Source organism: Glycomyces arizonensis DSM 44726 (genome assembly GCF_000482705.1).
In the GTDB taxonomy this organism is placed as follows: Bacteria; Actinomycetota; Actinomycetes; order Mycobacteriales; family Micromonosporaceae; genus Glycomyces; species Glycomyces arizonensis.
Map to the genome: position 1 here is coordinate 419747 of NZ_AXWO01000001.1, position 13669 is coordinate 433415.

General features: G+C 69.6%; 15 protein-coding genes and 1 tRNA gene. 8 read left to right on the forward strand and 8 right to left on the reverse strand.

Going from position 1 to position 13669, the window contains the following annotated elements; translation table 11 throughout:
• Window positions 1-108: 108 nt before the first annotated feature.
• Both fahA and H613_RS0101920 read right to left on the reverse strand, forming a co-directional pair.
• Window positions 109-1323, reverse strand: a complete 1215-nt coding sequence (gene fahA, locus H613_RS0101915) for a fumarylacetoacetase (RefSeq protein WP_026922463.1) — start codon at window positions 1321-1323, stop codon at window positions 109-111.
• Complete coding sequence (locus H613_RS0101920; RefSeq protein WP_026922464.1) at window positions 1320-2117, reverse strand: hypothetical protein; 798 nt, start codon at window positions 2115-2117, stop codon at window positions 1320-1322. Before H613_RS0101920 ends, fahA begins: the two co-directional genes overlap by 4 nt.
• A gap of 319 nt (window positions 2118-2436) precedes the next feature.
• On the opposite strand from H613_RS0101920, the gene H613_RS0101925 reads away from it, so the two are divergent.
• Window positions 2437-3621: a homogentisate 1,2-dioxygenase gene (locus tag H613_RS0101925; protein WP_026922465.1), complete on the forward strand. Its 1185-nt coding sequence runs from the start codon at window positions 2437-2439 to the stop codon at window positions 3619-3621.
• Between the two features lie 80 nt (window positions 3622-3701).
• On the opposite strand, the gene H613_RS31595 is transcribed toward H613_RS0101925, so the two are convergent.
• Entirely contained in the window at window positions 3702-4427 is a 726-nt protein-coding gene (locus tag H613_RS31595) for a hypothetical protein (protein ID WP_026922466.1), read from the reverse strand.
• A 114-nt stretch (window positions 4428-4541) separates the two neighbouring features.
• On the opposite strand from H613_RS31595, the gene H613_RS0101935 reads away from it, so the two are divergent.
• Together H613_RS0101935 and H613_RS0101940 are read left to right on the forward strand one after the other, a co-directional pair.
• Window positions 4542-4988: a MarR family winged helix-turn-helix transcriptional regulator gene (locus H613_RS0101935; protein ID WP_026922467.1), complete on the forward strand. Its 447-nt coding sequence runs from the start codon at window positions 4542-4544 to the stop codon at window positions 4986-4988.
• Between the two features lie 58 nt (window positions 4989-5046).
• Window positions 5047-6327: an MFS transporter gene (locus H613_RS0101940; protein WP_051392816.1), complete on the forward strand. Its 1281-nt coding sequence runs from the start codon at window positions 5047-5049 to the stop codon at window positions 6325-6327.
• Between the two features lie 6 nt (window positions 6328-6333).
• Here H613_RS0101940 and H613_RS0101945 read toward each other — a convergent pair whose 3' ends face one another.
• Complete coding sequence (locus H613_RS0101945) at window positions 6334-7053, reverse strand: DUF981 family protein (RefSeq protein WP_026922469.1); 720 nt, start codon at window positions 7051-7053, stop codon at window positions 6334-6336.
• Between the two features lie 136 nt (window positions 7054-7189).
• On the opposite strand from H613_RS0101945, the gene H613_RS0101950 reads away from it, so the two are divergent.
• A complete protein-coding gene (locus tag H613_RS0101950) occupies window positions 7190-7855 on the forward strand; it encodes a type 1 glutamine amidotransferase domain-containing protein (protein WP_026922470.1) in 666 nt (221 codons plus the stop codon).
• Window positions 7856-7896: 41 nt separating this feature from the next.
• On the opposite strand, the gene H613_RS31250 is transcribed toward H613_RS0101950, so the two are convergent.
• Window positions 7897-8532 carry a hypothetical protein gene (locus H613_RS31250; RefSeq protein WP_026922471.1) on the reverse strand — a complete coding sequence of 212 codons (636 nt, stop codon included), beginning with the start codon at window positions 8530-8532 and terminating at the stop codon, window positions 7897-7899.
• An 84-nt stretch (window positions 8533-8616) separates the two neighbouring features.
• Here H613_RS31250 and H613_RS31255 point away from each other — a divergent pair, with 84 nt between their 5' ends.
• Together H613_RS31255 and H613_RS0101965 are read left to right on the forward strand one after the other, a co-directional pair.
• Window positions 8617-9069, forward strand: a complete 453-nt coding sequence (locus H613_RS31255; RefSeq protein ID WP_026922472.1) for a MarR family winged helix-turn-helix transcriptional regulator — start codon at window positions 8617-8619, stop codon at window positions 9067-9069.
• A gap of 221 nt (window positions 9070-9290) precedes the next feature.
• Window positions 9291-10466: a TIGR02679 family protein gene (locus tag H613_RS0101965; RefSeq protein ID WP_051392817.1), complete on the forward strand. Its 1176-nt coding sequence runs from the start codon at window positions 9291-9293 to the stop codon at window positions 10464-10466.
• A gap of 57 nt (window positions 10467-10523) precedes the next feature.
• Here the strand turns inward: H613_RS0101965 and H613_RS0101970 are convergent, their stop codons facing one another.
• Window positions 10524-11396 carry a tetratricopeptide repeat protein gene (locus H613_RS0101970; protein WP_026922474.1) on the reverse strand — a complete coding sequence of 291 codons (873 nt, stop codon included), beginning with the start codon at window positions 11394-11396 and terminating at the stop codon, window positions 10524-10526.
• A 151-nt stretch (window positions 11397-11547) separates the two neighbouring features.
• Here H613_RS0101970 and H613_RS32510 point away from each other — a divergent pair, with 151 nt between their 5' ends.
• Complete coding sequence (locus H613_RS32510) at window positions 11548-11895, forward strand: NmrA family NAD(P)-binding protein (protein ID WP_342673002.1); 348 nt, start codon at window positions 11548-11550, stop codon at window positions 11893-11895.
• A gap of 77 nt (window positions 11896-11972) precedes the next feature.
• Entirely contained in the window at window positions 11973-12488 is a 516-nt protein-coding gene (locus tag H613_RS23845; RefSeq protein ID WP_035735529.1) for a hypothetical protein, read from the forward strand.
• 371 nt (window positions 12489-12859) lie between these two features.
• Here H613_RS23845 and H613_RS0101980 read toward each other — a convergent pair.
• Both H613_RS0101980 and H613_RS23850 read right to left on the reverse strand, forming a co-directional pair.
• Window positions 12860-12931: transfer RNA gene (locus H613_RS0101980), tRNA-Gln, on the reverse strand.
• A gap of 99 nt (window positions 12932-13030) precedes the next feature.
• On the reverse strand, window positions 13031-13606 hold the full coding sequence (locus tag H613_RS23850) for a hypothetical protein (protein ID WP_051392818.1): 576 nt from the start codon (window positions 13604-13606) through the stop codon (window positions 13031-13033).
• Between the last annotated feature and the right edge of the window lie 63 nt (window positions 13607-13669).

Below are 13669 nucleotides of genomic sequence, written 5' to 3' on the forward strand. Positions count from 1 at the left end.
AAGTGGGCGGGAGCGGGCGCGACGTCATGGAACCACGGCCGCTCTTACACGGGAGGAATAAGTTATAGCCTATAGCTTCCATAAAGTTATAGGCTATAAGAACGATGCTCAGTGGGCGGCACCGACGATGGTTCCCGTGACTTCGCCCAGGCCGATGGTCTCGCCGTCCGGACCGGGAGCGGTGGCGGTGATCGTCACGGTGTCGCCGTCCTCCAGGAAGGTCCGCTCGGCGCCGTCGCCGAGACGGACCGGTTCGGAGCCGCCCCACGTCAGCTCGATGAAGCTGCCGCGCTGGTCCTGGCCGGGGCCGGAGACCGTCCCGGAGGCGAACAGGTCACCGGTGCGCAGGCTCGCGCCGTTCACGGTCATGTGCGCCAACTGCTGCGCGGGCGTCCAGTACAGCTGCGCGAACGGCGGCCGCGAGACTTCGACGCCGTTCCAGGACACCGCGAGCGACAGGTCGTAGCCGAAGCGGTCGGACTCCTTGAGGTACGCCAGCGGCGCCGGGTCCTGCTCGGGCGCGGCCGTCTTCGCCGCCTCCAGCGCCTCCAGCGGCGTCACCCACTGGCCGATCGAGGTCGCGAACGACTTGCCCAGGAACGGCCCGAGCGGCTGGTACTCCCACGCCTGGATGTCCCGGGCCGACCAGTCGTTGACCAGGACCACCCCGAAGACGTGCTCGGCGAAGTCGTCCGCGGCCACCGGCGAGCCCAGCTGCGTGGGCGCGCCGACGACGAAGCCGACCTCGGCTTCGATGTCGAGCCGCAGGCTCGGCCCGAACTCGATGTCGCCGCCGGTTCCCTTGCGCTGGCCGCTGGGCCGCACGATCGGCGTGCCGGAGGCGACGACGGTCCCGGCGCGGCCGTGGTATCCCACCGGCAGGCGCTTCCAGTTCGGCAGCAGCGCATCGCCGTCCGGCCGGAAGAGCCGACCGAGGTTGGCGGCGTGGTGCTCCGAGGCGTAGAAGTCCACATAGTCGGCCACGTCGAACGGCAGGTGCATCCGGGTCTTGTGGACTGGCGTGAACAGCGTCGCGGACTGCTCGCGGTAGCGGGCGTCGCTGAGCAGCTCGGTCAGCTGGAGGCGCACCAGGCGCCACGCGGGCCGCCCCATCGCCATGAACGCGTTCAGCGAGTGCTCCTGGAACGCCGGGCGGATCCACGGCAGGAAGAACGTGCCGGTCGCAAGCTTGCGCAGATCGAGCACCCGGTCGGCGATGCGGACGCCGACGCGCGGCGTCGGATCCTCCGCGGTGGAGAAGATCCCGTACGGGAGGTGGTTGATGCCGTACGGGCTCCCGTCGGCGCCTTCGACCCAGCTCACGATTCAGCTCCGCCTCTCCGCAGCAGTGACAATGCCATCAGGTCTTCGAGCGGCTCCATGATGCTGCACGAGCCGAAGCCGCTCCACAGCAGTCTGGGCCGGTCGGCGATCGCGCGGACGCGGTCCGCGAGTTCCTCGGCGTCCGTCGAGGCCAGGATCGCGGCCACCGCTGCCTCGTCCGCGCCACCCGAGGCCTCGGCCGAGGCGGCGAGCACGTTGAGGAAGCCGTGGTGGACGAACCCGGTCTCGGCGTCGCGGTGGCGGACCGCCCGGTGCAGCCCGGCGGTGAGCTTGAACCGCAGACCGCGCCGCGCACAGCCGACCATCACGGCGGCCAGGACCTCCGGCGGCGGGAAGAACTCCGCGCTCGGCCCGCCGGTGCGGAACTTCGGGACGAGGCCGGTGCCGACGACCGCGTCCAGGCCGTCCTCGCCGAACGGCAGCTCGGCGAAGACCGGCGCCTCCCATTCCTTCGCGGCGCCGACGAGGTGGTGCAGCGCGGCGCGCGACTCGTACTGCGCCACGGTCACCGAGCCGTCGAGCGCGTCCACGAGCTCGGCTACCTGTTCCGGTTCGACGTCGACGATGACGCCGATCCGCAGCTCGGTGCGGCCGGGCCGCAGCTCCCCCAGCCTGCTGGCCGGCACCAGGAGCGGGCCCACCATCGGCTCGTACCAGGACTGCCGGTGGCCCCGGTGCGCCGGGACGGCGTCCTCGAGCGCCGCGTTCCCGGGCGGGAAGACCGCCGCGTCATCGATGAGGTTCTGCAGCACCGCAGGGATGGCATCGGACATGCCCTGAGGGTACGGCGGCGGGACCGCGATGTCGACAAGCAACGCGGTCTCGGCCGAACTTGCGGGCCGCCAACCGGTCCGGGGCGTTATTGTCGTGGGCATAGCCACCCGTAGCGGGCTCGTGACCACCACGGCGAAGCTTGCGAGCCGTGGATGAGCACAGCGGCGACGCTTGCGAGCTGTGAATTGGCACCACGGCGAAGCTTGCGAGCCGTGAATTGGCACCACGGCGAAGCTTGCGAGCCGTAAATTGGCAGAGCGGCGACGCTTGCGAGCCGTGCGTCCGGTCAGGAGCCCGCGCACCGACAAAGGAGTCGTCGTGCCGTTCTACCGTTCGGTCGGGCAGATCCCCGACAAACGACACACGCAGTTCCGTCAAAGCGACGGGAGCCTGTACTCCGAGGAGCTCATGGGTCAGGAGGGCTTCTCCTCGGACTCCTCGCTGCTGTACCACAAGTACCGGCCCACCGCGATCAGCTCCAGCACCGAGCACCGGCCCGAGAGGGCCGAGCCGGTGCCGAACCACCCGCTCAAGCCGCGCCACATGCGCACGCACAAGCTCGACGGCGCGGGCGACGCCGTCCTCGGCCGCGACCATCTGCTCTCGAACGCCGACTGCCGCATCTCCTATTCGGTCGCCACGGAGCCGTCCCCGCTGTACCGCAACGCGATCGGCGACGAGTGCCTCTACGTCGAGGACGGCGCGGCGCGCGTCGAGACCTCGTTCGGCGCGATCGACATCGCGCAGGGCGACTACCTGATCATGCCGATGTCGACGATCTACCGGATCGTGCCCACCGGCGACGAGCCGCTGCGCACCCTCGTGGTCGAGTCGACCGGGCACATCACCCCGCCGAAGCGCTACCTCTCGGTGCGCGGCCAGTTCCTGGAGCACTCGCCGTACTGCGAACGGGACCTGCGCAGCCCTGATGAGCCCCTGCTCGTGGACGGCGAGGACGTGGACGTCTACGTCCAGCACCGCGGCCGGGGCTCGTCGACGATCTGGACGAGGTTCACGTACGCGCACCACCCGTTCGACGTGGTCGGCTGGGACGGATGCCTGTACCCGTGGGTGTTCTCGATCCACGACTTCGAGCCGATCACCGGGCGCATCCACCAGCCGCCGCCGGCCCACCAGGTCTTCCAGGGCTCGAACTTCGTGATCTGCAACTTCGTCCCCCGCAAGGTCGATTACCACCCGGACGCGATCCCCGTGCCGTACAACCACCACAACGTGGACTCGGACGAGGTCATGTTCTACTGCGGCGGGAATTACGAGGCCAGGCGCGGCTCGGGGATCGAGCAGGGCTCGATCTCGCTGCACCCGTCGGGTTTCACCCACGGCCCGCAGCCGGGCGCCCCGGAGCGGTCGATCGGCGCGGACTACTTCGACGAACTGGCGGTCATGGTCGACACGTTCCGCCCGCTCGAACTGTGCGAGGCGGCCCTGGACTGCGAGGACACGGAGTACGCCTGGACGTGGAACCGCGATCCCGGCGTGTGAGGCCGCGGCACCGCTCGCCGCGGAACGACTTCGCTTGCGGGCGGGCCGCCTGACGCGCTGCGCGAGCCGCCGCAGCGCGTCTACTCCGCCCGGGAGCGGGCGGCGACAAGGCGAGCACCGATCCCGGCTGCGGCGACGACGCCCGCGAACCAGAGCAGTCCGACGGGGTTCTGGTCGCTCTCGGTCACGAAGTGGTCGGTGTTGGGGCCGACCAGGCCGCGAGGGTCGTACTCGACTTCGATCGACTTCGGCTCGTCGTCCCACATGCTGTCGAAGTCGTCGCCGAAATCGTCGCCGCCGCCGAAATCGTCGTCGAATCCGTAGTCGTCGCCGCCGCCGAAATCGTCGCCGAATCCGTAGTCGTCCTCCTCGCTCGTCGCCTCGGGCGCGGAGGCGGCGAACGCCACCTCGACCTCGCGCTGCTCGCAGGCGAGGGTGTACTTCGTCTCCCAATAGGCCGCGCCGCGCGCGGGGTGGACCTCGTACGTGGACGAGCCGGAGACGGGGCACTCCTCGACGACACCGCGGTAGGCCATGGCCGTGTCGGCGACGGCGGACCACGCGATGACGACCGCCAGCGCGGGAGCCACCGCCAGCAGGATCGCGGCGCGGTGCCGGAAGCGCTGAATGTCGATTACGAAGAGGACGAGGAGCCAGAACACGCTCAGCACGAGTGCGCCCACGCCGTAATCGCCTCCCGACGCGGCCAGGAACGCGCTGTGCCAGAGCGCCCAGAACACCGACGCGAGCGCGAGCGGCACCAGGCCCAGCTCGATCCACCAGTCCGATCCACGGATGCGTCTCATCGGCGGTCCGGGCGGTGAGCGGGGAGGGCGGTGTTCGCGGCCATGAGCCGTACCTTACCCACGCCTCGCAAGGCGGCCTCGACGATTTATATAAAGAATGTATATACTTGTTCTATGGTTTCACGGAGTCCCGAGGGCATCGACGAGCTCGCCGCGCGCCTGATCTCCCAGGGGAGCCGGTTCGCCCGGACCGCATCGCGGAAGTCCGGCGAGCAGCGCTCCCTCATCGCCCTGCGCGTGCTCGCGAACCTCCAGTTCGAAGGCGACCTCCGCGTCGGCGAGCTCGCGCTGCGCGAGACCATCACGCAGCCCGCGATGACCGCGACCGTGAACCGGCTCGAAGCCGACGGGCTCGTCGCCCGCCGCTCGGACCCGGCCGACGCGCGCGCCTCCGTAGTACGGCTCACCGACGCCGGCGCCGCCAAGCTCGAGGCGTTCCGCATGCGGGCCGCCGCCGGGGTGCACCGCGACCTCGAAGCCCTCGGCGAGGACGACCTCGCCGTCCTGAACCGGGCCGCGGAGCTGCTCGAGCACCTCGCCGACCGGCTGAACGAACGCTGAACACCCTGGGCCGGTGCCGCCCGCCGGTCCCGCGAACAAGGAACGAGGAAGCACTCAGATGAGCAAAGACCGCGCCCACAAGAGCAAAGAAGGTGCACAGGCAGGCTCGATCCTGCGGCAGCCGACGGCCGTGTGGGCGATCGCGTTCGCCTGCGCGGTGTCGTTCATGGGCATCGGACTCGTGGACCCGATCCTGCCCGCGATCAGCGAGGAGCTGCACGCCTCGCCGTCGCAGACGATGCTGCTCTTCACGAGCTACCTGCTCATCACCGCGGTCGCGATGTTCTTCAGCGGCTTCATCTCCAGCCGCCTCGGCGTCAAGCGCACACTGCTGGCGGGCCTGGTCTTCATCGTGGTATTCGCCGCGCTGGCCGGCGCCTCCGACACCGTCGGCCAGATCATCGGCTTCCGGGCGGGCTGGGGCCTCGGCAACGCCCTGTTCATCTCCACCGCCCTCGCCGCGATCGTCGGCGCGGCCACCGGCGGCAGCGCCCGAGCGGTGATCCTGTACGAGGCGGCGCTCGGCATCGGGATGGCCGCCGGTCCGCTGCTGGGCGGCGCGCTCGGCGAGATCTCCTGGCGCGGGCCCTTCTTCGGCACCGCCGTGCTGATGGCCGTGGCCCTCCTCGCCATCGTCGTCCTCCTGCGCGACTCCGGCGCGAAGCCGGAACCGGTCCCGTTCACGGCGGGGCTGTCGGCCGTCCGCAACCCGGCGCTGCTGGCCCTGGCCATCACCGCGCTGTTCTACAACTACGGCTTCTTCACACTGCTGGCCTACACGCCGTATCCGCTGGAGGAGGCCGCGTCGCAGGCGGGCCTCGACTTCGGAGCGCACGAGCTCGGCCTGGTCTTCTTCGGCTGGGGCACGGCCCTGGCCATCACTTCGGTCTTCGTCGCGCCGATCCTGACGCGGCGGTTCGGGCTGCTGCCGGTGCTGTTCACGATGCTGTCGCTGCTCGGAGTCGGGCTCGCGGTCATGGCGGTCGGCGTGAACTCGGTGCCGGTGCTCATCACCGTGGTCGTCGTCTCCGGCCTGTTCCTGGGCGTGCTGAACACGGCCCTGACCCAGACCGTGATGGAGGCGACCGACCTGCCCCGGAACGTGGCGTCGTCGACGTACTCGGGCGTGCGGTTCCTCGGCGGGGCCGTCGCCCCGGCGGTCTCGGGCGGCATCGCGGAGGCGATGGGCGAGGGCGCGCCCTACTGGTTCGGCGTCGCCTCACTGGTCGCCTCGATCGTGGCGCTCGCCATCGGCAGCGGCACGCTCGCCCACCTCGCCCGCCCGCACCTGGCCGCTCAGAAGGAGGCCGAGGCGGTCACCGCGGGCGCCGAGGCCTGAGGGCGCCTACATGGTGTTGACGATCAAACCGATGTGCGTGAAGTAGTTCAGGGCCCCGAACAGCAGGAACGCGAGCCCGGCGAGGAACCAGACGACGAGGATCACCCCCGTCACCGCCCGCCGTCCCGGCTTGAGCGCGAACGGGAACAGGACCGCGCCGATGCCGACCAGGGCGTACAGGCCGGAGATGAAGACGGCCTCGACCATCGGGTAGTCGGCGAACTCGCCGGATATCGGCTCCTCGGGCGGGGCGGCGAACAGCTCGTAGCCCACCCCGGCGGCGGCGATGCCGAAGCACGCCAGGCCCATGCCCAGCACGAACACCGACACCGGGTGCGCCGCGGAGGCGAGCGGCGCGAAGCGGTCACCGGCGGCGTCGAGCACTTCGGCGCGCCGCCACAGGTAGAACGCGGCGAAGACGAGCAGCACGCCGAAGGCGAGGCTCGGCTCGCCGAAGATGACGTTGTCGAACGGGAACCCGCCCGCCGCGAGCGGCCACGTCAGGGTCATGTGCAGGCCGGTCAGGGCGAGGATGGTGCCGACGGTGCCGAAGCCCATCGCCCAGCCCTCGGCGCCCAGCGGCCGCTCGGGGTCGCCGAGGCGGCGCATGAAGCCGACGACCATGAGCAGGCCCGCGCCCGCCGCGACGGCCATGACGGTGTTGTAGGTCGGCATGTGGGCCCAGTCGATCTTGAGGCCCTGCGCGACGATCTCCCCGGTTGCCATATGCGGATGCTAGGAGCCCGGCGGCCGCAGCATGCGGCATTCGCGAATTGTCCTCGCCGTTCGGGCGCCGGAATCAATCGCGGGCCCATGGGTACTCCCCCGGCCGCACGCACGAGGGATCAGAGGGGACGAATCGATGAGCAAGAAGGTCTTGATGGCGCTCACCAGCCACGCCGAGCTCGACGGCACCGGGGAGCGGACGGGGTACACCGTGCCGGAGGCCGCGCGCCCGTGGCAGGTCTTCCGCGACGCGGGCGTCGACGTCGACTTCGTGTCGGTCGAGGGCGGCGAGCCGCCGCACGAGGGCGTCGACGAGGACGACCCGGTCGAGCGGGAGTTCCTCGACCTGGAGCGCGAGCGGCTGCGGTCGACGCCGAAGGCGAGCGAGGTCGATCCGAGCCGGTACGACGCGATCTTCTTCGTCGGCGGGCACGGCACCATGTGGGACTTCCCGGACGCGACGGCCCTCGCGCGCGCCGCCGTCGACATCTACGAGCGCGGCGGCGTGGTCGCCTCGGTCTGCCACGGCCCGTCGGCGCTGGTGAACGCGAAGCTCTCCGACGGCTCCTATCTCGTGGACGGCAAGCGGTTCAACTCGTTCACCAACGAGGAGGAGGCCGCCGTCAAGCGCGACGACGTCGTCCCGTTCCTGCTCCAGAGCCGCTTGGAGGATCGCGGCGCGCGATGGGAGGGCGGCAGGGCGTTCGGCGAGTACGCGATAGCCGACGGCCGCCTCGTGTCGGGCCAGAACCCCGCCTCGGCGGCGAAGACGGCCCGCCTGGTGGTCGACGAGCTCTCCTGACGCCGCGGCCGGTCCCGAAGGCGGGACCGGCCGCGCCGCGCTCACGCGGCTCGGCGGCGCAGTCCGACGCCGAGCACGTCGCGGATGTAGATCTCGATGAACTCCGGCAGGCGCGCGGGCTGGCCGATGATGCCCCTGAGGCGCGCCTCGGTGCCGTCGCGGTCCTCCGGCGCGAGGAACACCCACCGCATGGTGTTCAGCGGCCGCGACTCGGTGCCGCCCGCGCCGTGCTCGACGTGGAACAGCGACCGGCCCTCTGCGGCGCGGAGGACGCCGCCGTCGGGGCCGACGTGCTCGGCGGTGCCGATGAACGTCACCGTCCGGGCCTCGTGGTCGATGCCGACCTGCTCGATGACCGGGCCGGAGTCGGTCGGGTCTTCCAGATTCCGCTGTTCGCTGACGCGGACGAAGACGTCGTCGCCGGTGGCTTCGAGCGCCGGTGTCGTCCAGGTCCGGGCCGAACCGGGCGCGACGCCGCCGGGAAGGTAGAGATCGGGCCGGCGGGCCTTGCGGAGCTCCATGTCCCACAGCATGGTGCGGGTGAATTCGAGCGGCTCGTCGAGGTCGTAGTGCGCCGCGAGGACGGCGTTGACGTCGATCGGCGGCAGGTCGACCCGGAGGTTGGCGGGGTCGGCCGCGGCGCGCTCGAACTCGGTCTCGTGTTCGTGGAGGTTCATGGCGGTCGCCTTTCTGAAGCGCTAGAATCGGTTAGCACACTAAATATTAGTATACTAACCATCCACCGACAAGGAGCCCCTTCTGTGATCTACGACCGAGCCAACGCCGTCAACTCCTCGATCCGGATCGTGGCCGCCAGGCACCGCGCCCGGGCGGCACAGGCGCTGGCGAAGTTCGATCTCCACCTCGGGCACGAGGTCGTGCTGCTCTCGCTCGACGCCGACGGGCCGCAGAACCAGCGCAGCCTGGCCGCCGCGGCGGACGTCGAACCCCCGACCATGACGGTCATGCTCCGCAAGCTGGAATCCGGCGGCTTCATCGTCCGGCGCCCGTCCCCGCACGACGCCCGCGCCCAGATCGTCGACCTCAGCGACAAGGGGCGGGCGGTGATCCCCTCGCTCAAGGAGCTGTACTGCGAGCTCGCCGACTACACCGTCGCGGAGATGGACGAGGCCGCAGTCGACCGGCTCATCGAGCTGATGGGCGGTCTCGGCCGGAGCCTGCGCAGGCGCGCGGCCGAGCAAGGACGCCTCTGAACCCCTTGCGTGAGTTGGACATCACAGGCTGCGCTCGGATACGGGTCCCCCGACCGGGTGACGGCGGACCCGCGGATGTCGGATCGCGCCGTTAATCTCGATGTCGACATTGCCGCATGGAGGAAATCTGGTGTGACCCAAGACGCTTCATCAGGATGCGGGCCGGACGTCTCCGGCCGAGCGACCGCCGAGCACCGGCACGCACCCGAAGGAGCGGCGGTGTGACCGAATTCGGACCCGAATGGACTCGCCTCCTCCAGGCCGCCAAGCGCGGCGTTGAACAGCACCAGCAGCGGATCTCCCTGCGGCGCCCCGACGACGATGAGCGGAAGCTCATCATCGCCGTCACCGGGGCCTACCGGCGCTCGACGACCGGCCTGACCGTGCTCGAACTGGACGACCTCGCCGAATACCTCGAATTCGCCTACGGGCTCGCGCTGAACGACGCCATCGCACAGGTCACCGGCTCGCCTCCTCGGGACCGCCACGCCGAACGCGCCGCCCGCGAGCGGCGCCGCCGCATCGTCCTCGAACAGGCCCGCGCCTGCCGCCACCGCGGCGAGCGCTGGTTCGAGCGGTGGGTCGACCAGCTCGTCCGGTTCGGTTCGATCGCCCGCATCGCCATCGACGGCAGCGACTTCATCGCCGTCCGCGCCGCGCTCGACGCGCTCCCCGCTCGGGGCGAACCGCTGCCCGCGTTCGCCGAACGCGTCCTGGCCGACGCCAAGGCGCTGAACACCGAACGCCACCGCACGCTGCTGCTGGCGGCACTCGCCGCATGGGCCGGCACCGAGGAGCCGGCCACCGCCGAAGCCGAGCGGAAGCTGCTCGAATGGGCCGGCCTGACCCCCGACGACCTGGACAGCCAGGTATTGGTCCTGAACGTGCCGGCCGCGGGCGGACCGGTGGGGTCGTGGATGACCGAGGCCGCCGCGCACGGCATCCCCCTGCGGCTCACCCTCCACCAGCTCCGCCTCGCCGAAATGTCCGTGAAGGCCGCGAGGATCTTCGTCTGCGAGAACCCCGCCGTGCTGCGCGCCGCCGCCGATGGGCTCGGCGCGTCCGGCGCCCCGCTGGTCTGCGCCGAAGGCACCGCCTCGGCCGCCGCCCACCGGCTCCTGTCCTCCGCTTCCGATGCGGAGATCCTGTGGCGGAACGACTTCGACTGGGCCGGTGTCCGCCACACCGCCGCCGCGCTCGGCCGCTACGCGAACGCCCGGCCGTGGAGGATGTCCACCGCCGACTACCGCGGCGCCCAGGCGGGCATCACGCTGGACGGCCCCCCGGCCGAGACCCCATGGGACCCCGCGCTCGCCGACGCGATGGCCGGACGCGGCCGGTCCGTCGTGGAGGAATCCCTCCTCACCGATCTGCTGTCCGATCTCGACACCCGCTGAAGCCGCCGCGAGGGCGGATACCGACGCGATCGCGAACGGCCTGTCGCGCCATCGCCCTCAATGCCGCACGCCCCGGAGTTTTCCTCGAATGCGGTCGGACTCGGCCGGTGTCGGCCCTTCGGGAATCGCGAGGGCCCGCTGCCAGGCCTCGCGGGCGGCGTCGAGTTCACCCAGGGCGTGGTAGGCGTCGCCCAGGTGTTCGGCACTGACGGAGAGCACGTGTCGGCTGGTGAGGAGGGCGAAGTCGTCCAGCACCTCCCGGAAGTACGTGACCGCGGTGCGGTGATCGCCTTGGCAGTGGTGGATGTAGCCGATGCTGTCCAGCGCCGAGGCCGTATGGAAGCGGTCGCCGATGCTTCGGGAGCCTTCGAGCGCTCGCCGGCAATGCTCCATGGCCTCCGTGAATCGCCCGAGATGGGCGAAGTACCAGCCGACGCTGTTGCGCGTCATGACCGTGGCCGTCGCGTTGCCGAGCTCCTCGAACCTCCGCAGCGCCACCTGCCCATGCTCCAATGCCTCGCCGTAGCGTCCCAACCTGCCGCACACCAGTGCCATACTGCGGTGCGCCTGGGCCAGGAGCGCCGGATCGTCGAGTTCAGCGCTGAGGGCCAGCGCCCGTCCGAGCTCGGCGACGGCGTCTTCTTCCAGTCCCAGATGGAGGCTCATGATCGCGACGTGCCGAAGGAGCCGGATCTGCCCGATGCTCGCTCCGTCGCGCTCGGCGGCCCGCAGCCCGAGCTTCATGACCTCCAGACCCTCCCGCATACCACCGCCGCGCAGCAGCATGTTGAACATGAACAGCGCGAGCTTCCAGGTGTGCGAGTCCAGGCCCGCGCGATGAGCCGCGCCCACGCAGGCGAGCATGACCTGCAGCTCAGCGTTCGACCATGCGACCGCCCGCTCCTGGTCCTCAAGCGGTTCGGGCCGCACACCGGTGGCGATGGAGCCGAGGTCGATCGGACTGTTGTAGGCACCGACGAGCGTTGCCGCGTTCCGGGCCGTATAGACGAAGCGGTGGAGCGCTGCACGTTACGAATCCTCCATTCGGGAGCTGGACTGGTCGAGAGCCCGATCCGTTCTCATCACCGGCGCCACCGGCCAGCAGGACGGCGCGGCCACCCGGCACCTGCTCCACCGCGGATGGAAGGTCCGCGCCCTGGTTCGCGACCTCGACGCCCCAGCGGCACGCGCCCTGGCCGAGGCCGGAGCCGCCCTCGTCCGAGGCGACTTCGACGAACCCGGCACCCTCACCGCCGCCACCGCGGGCGTCCACGGCGTCTTCGCCGTCCCGCCCGTCGCCTACGACCCGCATGGCCGGAACGAGGAAAAAGACCGCCCGAAGGCGGCCTCATGTCGGCTGGCCTTCCGGAAGCGAATACGATCTATATTCGCAGGTAATGGCTCTGTACGACCGACTCGGTGCCCATGACTTCCCAGATCAGCCTCCGTGCGAGCAGCCAGGCAAAACACTTGGCTCCCAGCATGGGCATGCGAAATGATGGTCAAGTGCAACAGCTGAGACGTGCCTTGGAGGACTACCTCTACGACCTCGACTCCGCGCTTGACCTGCCGATGGAGGCCGCCCATGCTTTGACTCGCGGGCTCGATTCACGGGCGCTGGCTGAATTGGCGGGGCAGCCACGCGACGCGGCATACGAAGTCCGCGAACTCGTACCGTCGGTCATCGAAGAGCTGGCGCTCGACCTGGCTCCCCTACCGGAGGCTGTGTTCACTCGAGCTCGCGAAACCGCCAGCGCCTACCTCTCAGGCTCACTTCGATTCCCCCTTGCCGCCATGCGGTTGACCCAGCTGCTCCTTGACGAGGAGTACCTCAGTTTCGACAACCGACCCGAGGCCGCCTACCCAGAATGCGAGCACCTGTGGCTCCTCAACGAGTGGCTCGAGGCGGTCAGCCTCGGCTACAGCGACACGTCCGGATACCTGTTCGAGTCGTCGGAAGCCGCCGAGCGATACTTCGGGGGCCTGGCCAGGGCAATCACAGACGATAACGCAAACCGCTGACTTCACACATTTGCGACGGGAATACTCAAATCTGCACCGTCCAGGATCGGGATCGGCTGCCCCGACAATAAAAGGGCCGTCTTAGGACGGCCTTTCACATGCTGGAGTACCTGGACTCGAACCAAGAACAACTGAACCACGCGCACGGAGTGCGCCCAACGGCACAGCAGCCGTGTTGCCCCCGCACGGCACCCACCACGCAAACAAAAAGGCCGCCCGAAGGCGGCCTCGCTTTGCTGGAGTACCTGGACTCGAACCAAGAACAACTGAACCACGCGCACGGAGTGCGCCCAACGGCACAGCAGCCGTGTTGCCCCCGCACGGCACCCACCACGCAAACGAAAAGGCCGCCCGAAGGCGGCCTCGCTTTGCTGGGGTACCTGGACTCGAACCAAGAACAACTGAACCAGAATCAGCCGTGTTGCCAATTACACCATACCCCAATGGTGTTCGAGCGCTCCGAAGTTCATCGCGCCGACGCGGAACAACTGTACCGGACCCGTTTGCGCGCGCGCAAACGGGTTCCCGTGACGGAGATTACTTCAGGCGGGTTGCGGCGCGCGCACCGCGTTCGTTCGTTCTCGCAGGTAGTGGACGAGGAGGACCGCGAAGGCGGCGAGGATGAAGGCGTCGGCCAGGTGGGCGATCGACTCGGTGCGGGTGATGCGGCTGAGCGGGAAGGCCGCGCCGCTGGCGAACAGCAGAGCCCCGAGCCAGAGGGGGGCGAGCCTGGACCAGGCCAGGGCGATGCCGAGGGCGACCAGGCTGATCGGCATCATCGAGCCCGGCAGCCACAGCACGATCGTCGAGGCGGTCGGGTAGGCCTCCGCGGCGGCGAGGGACTCGGCGCCGGAGACCTCGAAGATGCCCTCGAAGAACGCCTGGAGGCCGAAGGCGACGCCGCCGATGCAGCCGACCAGGGCCAGGACGAGGCCGACGGCGCCGGTCAGCGGCTTGACCTCGGCGATCCGCTCCCAGACGCCGATCAGGCCGTATATCCACAGCGTGTTGGCGATCATGATGACGACGCCGGCGGTGACCCCGTAGCGCTCGCCGTCCCACAGGAAGGTCGAGACCGCCATCAGGAGCGGGCCGGCGATGAGTGAAGTGAAACGCATGTATCTGATCATGTAGACAGGTTACATGTAGTTGTTCTACATAACAAGCCCGCCTATCTATGA

Excerpts from the sequence above, each read along its gene's own strand:
- H613_RS0101945 (WP_026922469.1), bottom strand. The coding sequence starts at position 7,053 with ATGGCAACCGGGGAGATCGTCGCGCAGGGCCTCAAGATCGACTGGGCC.
- H613_RS31250 (WP_026922471.1), bottom strand. The coding sequence starts at position 8,532 with ATGAACCTCCACGAACACGAGACCGAGTTCGAGCGCGCCGCGGCCGAC.
- H613_RS0101920 (WP_026922464.1), bottom strand. The coding sequence starts at position 2,117 with ATGTCCGATGCCATCCCTGCGGTGCTGCAGAACCTCATCGATGACGCG.
- H613_RS0101935 (WP_026922467.1), top strand. The coding sequence starts at position 4,542 with ATGGTTTCACGGAGTCCCGAGGGCATCGACGAGCTCGCCGCGCGCCTG.
- H613_RS23850 (WP_051392818.1), bottom strand. The coding sequence starts at position 13,606 with ATGCGTTTCACTTCACTCATCGCCGGCCCGCTCCTGATGGCGGTCTCG.
- H613_RS0101950 (WP_026922470.1), top strand. The coding sequence starts at position 7,190 with ATGAGCAAGAAGGTCTTGATGGCGCTCACCAGCCACGCCGAGCTCGAC.
- H613_RS0101940 (WP_051392816.1), top strand. The coding sequence starts at position 5,047 with ATGAGCAAAGACCGCGCCCACAAGAGCAAAGAAGGTGCACAGGCAGGC.
- H613_RS31595 (WP_026922466.1), bottom strand. The coding sequence starts at position 4,427 with ATGAGACGCATCCGTGGATCGGACTGGTGGATCGAGCTGGGCCTGGTG.